The organism is Scytonema hofmannii PCC 7110, assembly GCF_000346485.2.
Taxonomy (GTDB): Bacteria; Cyanobacteriota; Cyanobacteriia; order Cyanobacteriales; family Nostocaceae; genus Scytonema; species Scytonema hofmannii.
Window position 1 is genome coordinate 5,507,326 of record NZ_KQ976354.1, and the last position, 9,121, is coordinate 5,516,446.

At 41.5% G+C, this 9,121-nt stretch carries 9 protein-coding genes; 5 read left to right on the forward strand and 4 right to left on the reverse strand.

Going from position 1 to position 9,121, the window contains the following annotated elements:
* Positions 1 to 111: 111 nt before the first annotated feature.
* A complete protein-coding gene (locus tag WA1_RS22860; RefSeq protein ID WP_017744361.1) occupies positions 112 to 540 on the reverse strand; it encodes a type II toxin-antitoxin system VapC family toxin in 429 nt (142 codons plus the stop codon).
* Complete coding sequence (locus WA1_RS22865; protein WP_017744360.1) at positions 537 to 782, reverse strand: FitA-like ribbon-helix-helix domain-containing protein; 246 nt, start codon at positions 780 to 782, stop codon at positions 537 to 539. Before WA1_RS22865 ends, WA1_RS22860 begins: the two co-directional genes overlap by 4 nt.
* Before the next feature lie 431 nt (positions 783 to 1,213).
* Here WA1_RS22865 and WA1_RS22870 point away from each other — a divergent pair, with 431 nt between their 5' ends.
* From WA1_RS22870 to WA1_RS22885, 4 genes are all read left to right on the forward strand, one after another.
* Positions 1,214 to 1,390 (forward strand): hypothetical protein, encoded by a 177-nt coding sequence (locus WA1_RS22870; protein ID WP_017744359.1) that lies wholly within the window; start codon positions 1,214 to 1,216, stop codon positions 1,388 to 1,390.
* A 24-nt stretch (positions 1,391 to 1,414) separates the two neighbouring features.
* On the forward strand, positions 1,415 to 1,678 hold the full coding sequence (locus tag WA1_RS22875; RefSeq protein WP_017744358.1) for a hypothetical protein: 264 nt from the start codon (positions 1,415 to 1,417) through the stop codon (positions 1,676 to 1,678).
* Between the two features lie 317 nt (positions 1,679 to 1,995).
* Positions 1,996 to 4,164: a caspase family protein gene (locus tag WA1_RS22880; RefSeq protein ID WP_017744356.1), complete on the forward strand. Its 2,169-nt coding sequence runs from the start codon at positions 1,996 to 1,998 to the stop codon at positions 4,162 to 4,164.
* On the forward strand, positions 4,077 to 5,444 hold the full coding sequence (locus WA1_RS22885) for a DUF4384 domain-containing protein (RefSeq protein WP_148662743.1): 1,368 nt from the start codon (positions 4,077 to 4,079) through the stop codon (positions 5,442 to 5,444). Before WA1_RS22880 ends, WA1_RS22885 begins: the two co-directional genes overlap by 88 nt.
* Positions 5,445 to 5,536: 92 nt before the next feature.
* Here WA1_RS22885 and WA1_RS22890 read toward each other — a convergent pair whose 3' ends face one another.
* Positions 5,537 to 6,361, reverse strand: coding sequence for a DNA cytosine methyltransferase (locus WA1_RS22890; protein WP_017744354.1), 825 nt, complete (start codon positions 6,359 to 6,361; stop codon positions 5,537 to 5,539).
* A 373-nt stretch (positions 6,362 to 6,734) separates the two neighbouring features.
* Positions 6,735 to 7,814, reverse strand: coding sequence for a RuBisCO accumulation factor 1 (locus tag WA1_RS22895; protein ID WP_017744353.1), 1,080 nt, complete (start codon positions 7,812 to 7,814; stop codon positions 6,735 to 6,737).
* 299 nt (positions 7,815 to 8,113) lie between these two features.
* Here WA1_RS22895 and WA1_RS22900 point away from each other — a divergent pair, with 299 nt between their 5' ends.
* Entirely contained in the window at positions 8,114 to 9,070 is a 957-nt protein-coding gene (locus WA1_RS22900; protein ID WP_017744352.1) for a response regulator, read from the forward strand.
* Positions 9,071 to 9,121 lie beyond the last annotated feature (51 nt).

The window sequence follows — 9,121 nt, forward strand, 5'->3', positions numbered from 1 at the left end:
CAAAAATTATCAAAACCTCGTAGGGGCGCAAGGCATTGCGCCCCTACAAATGCTATCAAACCATTCCGAAAAAGAATAGTTGCTCGCCTTTTACAGTACAATAGTGCAATACTATGAAAATTTCTCTTCCCAAGGATTAATAATAAAAATTCCACAGTTGGCAAAGTCAACAACATTACGAGTTGCTATGGCAGCGTTATGAGAGTAACAAATAGCAGCAATTTGGGCATCAGCTTGAGATATGGGCATTCCACTGAGTCGTCTTTGGGCTGAAATATTAGCAAAAGCGACAGCAGCAGATTCATCAAATGCAAGAACACGTCCTGCGAAGTCTTCTGCAAACATTAAAGTAGCAGCTTGGTAAAGTTGATATTTACGCTTTCCTTCTGGTAGTATGGCGATGCCATAAAGTATTTCAGCTTGTGTAATTGTTGTAGTAAACAAACTTGTTACAGGTTGTTGAGATGCCCAGTTGCGGACTATTGTAGAGCCTTGGGGTTTGATTAACTCTGACAATACATTAGTATCAAGAACAATCATTCAAAAATAGGTGAAGAACGCATGGGTTCTCTAGGAATTTCTTCTATTTCAAAATCTCCTAAATGAGCAAAGCGTTTTTCTATCATATTTACAATATTCGCAGATGGTTTTTGATTTTCGCATAAAGCCTGACTGAGAATTTCTTTTACTTCTTCTTCTAGGGAACGACTATTTTTTAAAGCTCGTTCTTGTAGAAGATTCTTTATATTGTCATCAATGTTATAAATGGTAATATTTGTCATAATGAAAATGTATTGTGAAACGAAGAATTAAGATAAATACTACAAAATTTCAAATTTTACTCATTCGATTCCGACCAGATGACCATATAGAAATATGAGTACTTTATTAAGTCTGTGATTTTTTCAAGAGTGCGATCTATATTAAAAATAACAATTATAATAATAATATCACTTAGAGTTACTATCTGCAAGCAGTACGTACTAAATTATAGTTACTAGTTGAAGGTATTGGCATTTACTTTCATAATTGGATTGAAGAGAAAAAATGTCCCATTAGAAACTTATATCATTTATGCAACAAGTGTTTCAGGAACCTAAAGACTGTGTTTAAGGCAAAGTAGCTCTAAAGAAGTTTGGTGTGAGACGGGCAAGTGAATTCACTATCATTGAACAACGCTATAATTTGCTTGAGGTCAAAAAGTAGAAACAGTATGTCTAGCCTTGAACAAATTGAAGCAGCTATTCTATCCCTTCTACAAGATGAATTTCAGCGACTAAGGCAGTGGTTTTTTGACTTGGATTATCAACGTTGGGATGAGCAACTCGAGCAAGACATTGCAGACGGTAAGTTGGAAGCTTTAGCCTCCGAAGCGATCGCGCTCATTTAAAGCAGGGCAATGTCGTGAAATCTGATGCATTACACAACGCGAAGATTTTGTTCGTGCTATGAGGCTCTCCCTGAAAACGTACAGGAAATAGCAGATCGATGCTATGAACTATTGAAAGCCGATCCGTCTCATCCATCGTTGCACTTCAAAAAGATTGGAAAAAAGTATTGGTCAATTCGGGCAGGGCTAGATTATTGGGCTAATGGTGTTGAGGTGGAAGGTGGCATTTCATGGTTTTGGATCGGGACTCATGCAGAGTACGATAGGTTAATTGGGGAGTATAGTTAATATTTGTAACAAATGTGATTTTTTTGGGCATTTCTAGTTATACCTTATATGGAATTAAAAGAACTACGTATAAATAATCATAAATTAAAATGGTAAAAGAATATTAATATACTTAGTATTTAAAAAGTTAATGGTCAGTGTAAGTGCTTAAAGTTACTAGAGGTAACTCGAAAAGTCATTGAAGAAATTTGCTCAAGAGAAACAATTCCAAAGAGTTAACAACAGTGGGAGTAAGGTCAGGGGTGACTACGCCATACGTAAAGATAGGAAGATTAAATTCCTCCATCGTGCTTTCCTAGAACTCAAGAAGAAGTTTAATGAAGAAGTGGGATAAAAATAAAACAAATTTTGAGCGTAATTTAGCAGTCATCATTGGTATCGATCGCTATGACAGTTCAGGAATTCACGATCTCTCAACAGCAGTCAATGATGCTAGGGCGATCGCTGACTTGTTGCAAGAAAACTATGGCTATAAGGAAGAGAACATTATCTGTCTGTTCTCACCTCGTCCTGACAATGGCACTCTAAAGGATCTGAAACAGCCTTACCGTGAAGCAACTCTAGACGAACTCAACACGCTACTTGAGGAAACCCTGCCTCACAAACTGAAGCCAACCGAGGGCGATCGCCTACTCTTCTACTTCGCTGGTCATGGCATTCCTCAAGAGAGCAAGGATGGACCGGCAGGTTACCTTATACCGCAAACAGCTGAACTGGGAAACCTGAAAACCTACTTATCTATGCGGAAGTTGCATGATGCTCTGAGTCAACTTGAGTGTCATCACTTGCTAGTAGTTTTAGATTGCTGTTTTGGAGGAATGTTTCGTTGGGCAAGTAGCCGAAAACTTATTTCTGTTCTGGAAACCGTTCGCCGAGAACACTACGATCGCTTCATTCGTTATCCAGCATGGCAAGTTATCACCTCTTCTGCTCACGATCAGGAAGCTTTAGACCTATCAATCGATCGTCGCAAAAGCAACGAGAGCTTATCTCACTCTCCTTTTGCTCAAGCGCTGATTGAGGGATTACAGAACAACAAAGCTGATGTTATACCCGATGGTGTAATCACTGCCCATGAACTCTATCTTTATTTGCGCGATCGCGTTAGTCAGTTATCTCGCGAACAGCAAACACCAGGTCTTTATCCCATGAGGTTGGAGTATGACAAAGGCGAATACATTTTCACCCGACCGGGTTTTAAGCGAGATGACTTAACACAAGCACCTCCATTGAATGAAGAAAATAATCCCTATCGCGGACTCAAAGCGTTTGAAGAAAGGCATTCACGCTTTTTCTTTGGAAGAAAGGCATTGGCAGAATCGCTATCCCATCGACTTTTCAAATCACATCGTCCGCTTACGGTTGTTTTAGGTGCGTCGGGTTCTGGCAAATCAAGTCTAGTTAAAGCAGGATTACTGCCTTATCTTCGGGAAGAGCAGAAAAAGGAGTCGCAAGCGCAAAGTTGGTACATTCTCGATCCCATGCGTCCCGGCAAATCGCCCTTTACGGAGTTAGCTAGAGCGGTTCTACCCATCGCCAACAGCAATTTGATTGCTCAATTAGCTCAAATCAGCTTTTTGGATAAAACATTTGCTGATATTCTTAACCTCAATTCAGAGCACAAGCAAAAAGTTACTAGCCCAAACCCTACTCAATCCGATAGTCAAGAACGACTATCAAGTCATGAAACCTTTGATGAAACGAAACTGGCTGGATGTTGGAATAATGCTACACCTGAAGCTAAATTGTTGCTAGTAGTTGATTACTTCGAGCAGTTAAAGCGATTTTGTCATCAATCCCAAGAGCAAAAACAACTTTCCGATCTCTATCATGCAATTGAGCAAACTCTCAACCCACTTACCAAAGCTCTTCAGCATGAGCCTCAGTCCTTTACGGATTTGATGTCAGCATGGAGTCAAAATCATCCAAATACTAAGCTCCTCCTCGTCATTGACCAGTTTGAAGAACTTATTACCATGAACCAAGAGGAGAGGGGACGTGTAGAACAGAGTGATTCGCAGGAAGAGGATGAGCAGAAGGAGTGGCAAAAGTTTTTATCGCTTTTGAGGATTGCTTTGGCAAAATATCGTCGGCAACTGCATATTGTGCTGACGTTACGTTCTGATTTTGAGCCTCGGTTCCTCAACTCAGTTCTGAAGTCTCACTGGAAGAGCGCTCGGTTTCCGGTACGGGCAATGAACTCAGATGAGTTACGGGATGCAATTGAGGGACCAGCTTTAAAACAAGCGTTGTACTTTGAGCCACCGGAGTTGGTAGGTAAGTTAATTGATGAAGTGGGGCAGATGCCGGGAGCATTGCCATTGCTCTCGTTTACCTTAAGTGAAGTCTATATTAAGCTCTATGAGCGGTGGACAAAAGATAAGAGTACAGATCGAGCTTGCAAAACCCCGGACAAACTTATAAGGATTTGTTCGATCGCATTAATGCCAAAATCAACAGCCAATTTCCCCAACAAACTCCAATAATCATAGGTGAAGCCAACCGCATCGTTTTTGGAGATGAGTTTGCAGAAACTATTTATGCAGTCCCAGTTGTGAAGGTGGAAAAAGATGCAGCAACAGGCGAAATGCGAGCTAAGTTAGGGGTTGGACAGGTAAATGGTGTTGCGGTGGGAGCAGAATTTGCTGTCTATCCTCGTACCATAACGGATTTAAAAAATAAAGAGAATCGAGTGGCGATCGCTACAATTATTCAAAGAGGAGCAACTGAATCTCTGTGTCAGCTTAAATCAATTGATGGCAAAGAGTTTAAGGTTGAAGATGGAGATCGAGCGGTTTTATTAACTCCATCAATTAATCTTGTTCGTAAAGTTTCTCTAGTTTATCAAGAAGAAGCAACAGCAGTAGAGGTGAGCGAACCCGAGCAATTACCGCCTAACAAACTTTTACCGGAGGTCTTTAAACACCAAGAGAATGCTTTGGAGGCAATTAAAAAAGCTCTTCCTGAAAATGGTAAGGGCTGGGTGGAGTTAGCAGAAGAAAAAGTTACTGAGGATGATTTTGAGGGAGTTGCTTACCAAGTGGTTGTTAATAATCAGGGAGAATATGAAATATGCGATCGCACTGGACACCCATTTCAAAATATCGCTCCTCTAAAAGTAAGCGATCGTGATGCTGCTGCAACAGTGGTAAAACGATTAGTTCATCTAGCAAAATATCATGCGACAGCAGAGTTAGATAACAAAGATAAAACTTCACCCTTAGCAGGTAAGCTAACTCTTGAATGGCTGGGAACATCAGCTATATATCAACCTGGAGATGATATTCCACCAAAATCTCAGTTGAAACCGTTTACCGATCCGAGCGTTCCAACTGTCAAAGTAGGTGAATATGTATTCCTGTCAATTCACAACACTTCCAACCAAGATCTCAATGTTGCTGTCCTAGATATTGCGTCTGATTGGTCAGTTGAGCAAATTTACCCTGGTAAGAACGAAGGAAGTTTGGTGACAATTGAGGCGAGGAGAAAAGAAGTTGTGCCAATTCCAGCAGGTTCAGTTGGTGAAGACAATGTGAAAGTATTTGCTGCGGTGGGTTCGGCAAACTTTCGCTGGTTAGAACTGCCATCACTCGGTCAAGAACTTGAGCCTAAAGGATTAACTCGTTCTGGTAATCCACTAGATGATCTCCTCGCGGTAATTGATGAGGATAAGCCACCAACTAGAAAATTGTCTGTAGCTGCTTCTCCCAGCCGAGAGTGGACAACGAAACAGATCGGTCTAACAGTTATAGCGCCCAACAAGTAATGATGCTAGAGTACGGCTAGGTTTTCCAATGCTAGCGATCGCTATCTGGTATCAAGCAACAATACGTTTCCTGAAACTCCTTGAATAATTAGCTACGATTCGTTTTTCTCAATATCTAAAATTCGCTTTCCGATCCATTCACTAATGCTTGGGACGATGGCGTTACCAAGGAGTCTCCCTCGACGACCGTCCAACCTGGGGGAAACCCCATCAGCCTCTCCCATTCTGTCCAAGTCAAGTTTCTCGCCACACAGTATTGGTCGGTCTGAATGACCTCCTTGATGTCCTCCAGTTTGGGCGCGTAGCGTGGGGCAGATGCTTTGTGCCAAGGTATACCCAAAGCCACCGCGACGTTGTACCACAAGCGGAGGGTTTCCGAAAGCGCTTTGACGAAAATTGGATCTAGCTTTCTTCCGGCTCGATTCTCTCGTCGAAGTATCCCAAGACAATTCGCTGCTGTTAGTAAAGAAGTGATAGGCACGTTCCGATCTAAAACTTGCGATAAAGAATACTCTGTCGCGGTTGTGGGGTAAGCCCGCATGCACAGCGTTGCACGATACCCATCCCCCCAAATACCCATTCTCTTCCAACGTGTTGATAACTGTCTCAAGTGCGTTTCCTTCTTCTGCTGAGAGCAAACCGGGTACATTTTCCATGACCAGCCAAGTTGGCTGAACTTCTCTAACCAATGCCATAAACGTGAAGAAAAGACCGCTTCGCTCGCCAGAGAGTCCTTTTCGGTCTGTATTGGCAGTACTGATGTCTTGGCATGGCCATCCCGCACACCAAAGTTCAGAGGTAGGGATAATTGTTGAATTGAGGGTCGTGATGTCGTCATGAAAAGGTACGTGTGGCCAGTGGCGCTTGAGTATTTGTTGACAGAAAGGATCTATTTCACATTGAAAAACAATACGCATTCCCGCTCTTTCAAATCCGAGATCGAAACCACCAATACCAGCAAGTACATCATGTCGTGGTTGTCAGCTTGATTGTAAACAATGCAGTTGGGCATTTCCCGAACAGTTCGCGCCACTTCGTCTGTCTTCAGATAATATTGTCAATTTGAGGAAGTATGCTACTGAAACTAGTACAGATCCCCAGGAATTACTCAATCGAATTATTGATGAATTTTTCCAAGATAAGTTTAAGAGTGATGAATAGTAACCACCCTAGAACGCCGATACATTTGTAAATCCATTTTTTTTATACGGTCTAATATTTATGTTATCAATAGTTAGTGGTTAGTTGTTAGTAGTAATTTTTTAACCACTAACAACTAACCACTAACCATTATTCATCAATTTGCCAAGAATCTTTGGTTACATTTTCATCTAAAATTCTCCTAGGTTTTACGATCACAATGACTTTTCCTAGAAGAGGGACTTCTGGGGATGTTTCAAACCACTGAAAATCCAACTCTCCAGAGTTGTCTACTACAAAATAACTGTTAGAGTCCCATTCTCGTTGAGCGCGATCTACAACCACTAATACTGGTTCTGTTGGATTTTGTATCTGGTTTGGAAATTTACCACTCTCACACAATATAACCACCGGGTCTTCTGCACTTAGCAGTACTTGCCAACCAGGTAAAGGAACCCAAGCTTGCTCTCCGGCAAACTTGACGATGCGAAATGGTTCTATCTCTTCAATTACGGGTACGACTTGCAGATCTTTTTGTGTCAGTGGTAACTCACCAACTACTGGTATAACACGGGGTAAGTCCGCTTCTGATTCCAAGCGATAAAAAGGCAGAGAAGGGGCAGGGCGATTGGGAACGACGGTAAAATCAGTGAGTAATTGTTCGATTTGTCTCCTTGCTGTTTGCGAGTAAGCAAAGCGCAAACCTTTTGCAATCAGGCGGGAACGTTCTTGTAAGTCTGAGTTTTGACGGGCTAACTTCCAAGATTGATAGGCAACAGCATCGCCGGGATGATTCTCAAACCCCTCTGGTGGGATACGAAAGCGGGAAAACTCTTTGATTGCCTTGGCGATTTCTTTTGCCCCATCAACGTCAATTTTATTTTGGAAGGCGAGTTCGGCAGCCGCAATCCTTTCTTCTTGCGTTAGCAGGCGAAATTCATACAAAATATCGCTACCTCTGGTGGAGTAATGCGATCGCACTTCTGCCGGTGCATTTGCTTTTTCTATAGAATTGTAAACTTGTGCGCCAACAGTGACCTGATTTTGTTGTATCGGCTCAAATCCAGTTGCTTCAAAAATTTCTTGGGGATTGTAGCCTAGTTTTTGCAGTTGGGCGATCGCAATTCCCCATTCCACCCAGTTGCCTTGCTTTTGTCTGAGTTTTCTCAGCAACTCTAGTGCGACATCGTTGTTATTTGGCTCTTGAACATTGGGTGGTAAGTCAGTCATAGTGTATCAACAAGCTTTAATTCGGGAAGACTATGTTAAAAATTTACTATCAAGACCATTTTTTTAGTTAATTATTAAGTATAAACACAATTAATAAACTTAATGATACGTAAAATTACGTAAACAAAAAGTTAAATTTATTGACAATTTTTCTTGTAGTTTTTGTCAAAAGTGAGTATAACCAATTCATGTACGATTAAAAATTACTTATGCCTTAGATTGTGTTACAAATTGTGCTAAGTTTTAAGCCTGCTGAATACGGAATATAACAAAAAATCAAGATTAAAAGGAATCCTTTTATGAATAATCCCCTTCCTGAATTAGATAAAATCCGCCGTCAACTTGTGAATGTAGAAAGCCGTAAAAAAGCAAAAATGCTGGTTGTTGATGACGAGCCAGATAATCTTGATTTATTATACCGCACCTTCCGCCGAGACTTCCAAGTCCTTAAAGCAGACAGTGGCGTGAATGCGCTGCAAGTGTTGGCATCTGAAGGAGAAGTTGCAGTTATTATCTCCGACCAGAGGATGCCAGAAATGAAAGGAACAGAGTTTCTCAGCAAGACTGTTCCTCAATTTCCCGATACAGTCAGAATTATTCTGACAGGCTTTACTGATATTGAAGATTTAGTAGAGGCAATCAACGCTGGACAAGTCTACAAGTATATTACCAAGCCCTGGGACCCCGTTGAACTGAAAGCGGTGGTACAGCGAGCAGTAGAAACCTATGAATTGCTGAAGCAACGTACCGAAGAATTGAGACGTGCTAATGCTCAAATGGGGTTACTGGCTGTTCTTGTACAAGTGACGCAACAAGCTGCTAACCTAGAAGCAACGCTTGACCCTATTGCCAAAGCATTTGGCGAAAGTTTTTCCGCAGATGGGTGTATTTTGCAACTTGTAAAGGGCAATGCTTTGGTTGCAAAGCAAGGGACTTACAGTGTTGGAGGAACTGTTGAAAATTGGCTCGCTCAAGACCCGCTCACAACGGAAGCCATTGCCAATCAGCAATTGCAAGTTTCAGTAAATGTACCCAACGATCAAAAGCTAGCTGGTGTTTCTCACTATCAGTCTAACAGCATCCAAGCACACTTGATTGTTCCCATCACCTTCCGCGAAGAAGTTTTGGCAGTGCTGTCCCTACAGTGGAAACAACCTTGCTCTTTACGTGAAGATGAACTGAAACTTATTCATCTATCAGCACAATTGGCTGCGATCGCACTTACGAGTACTCGTTACTATCAGCCAACTAAGTAAATAATCAAAAGTCTTAGGAATTTCCAGGAAATAAATGATCCTGCATTGTGG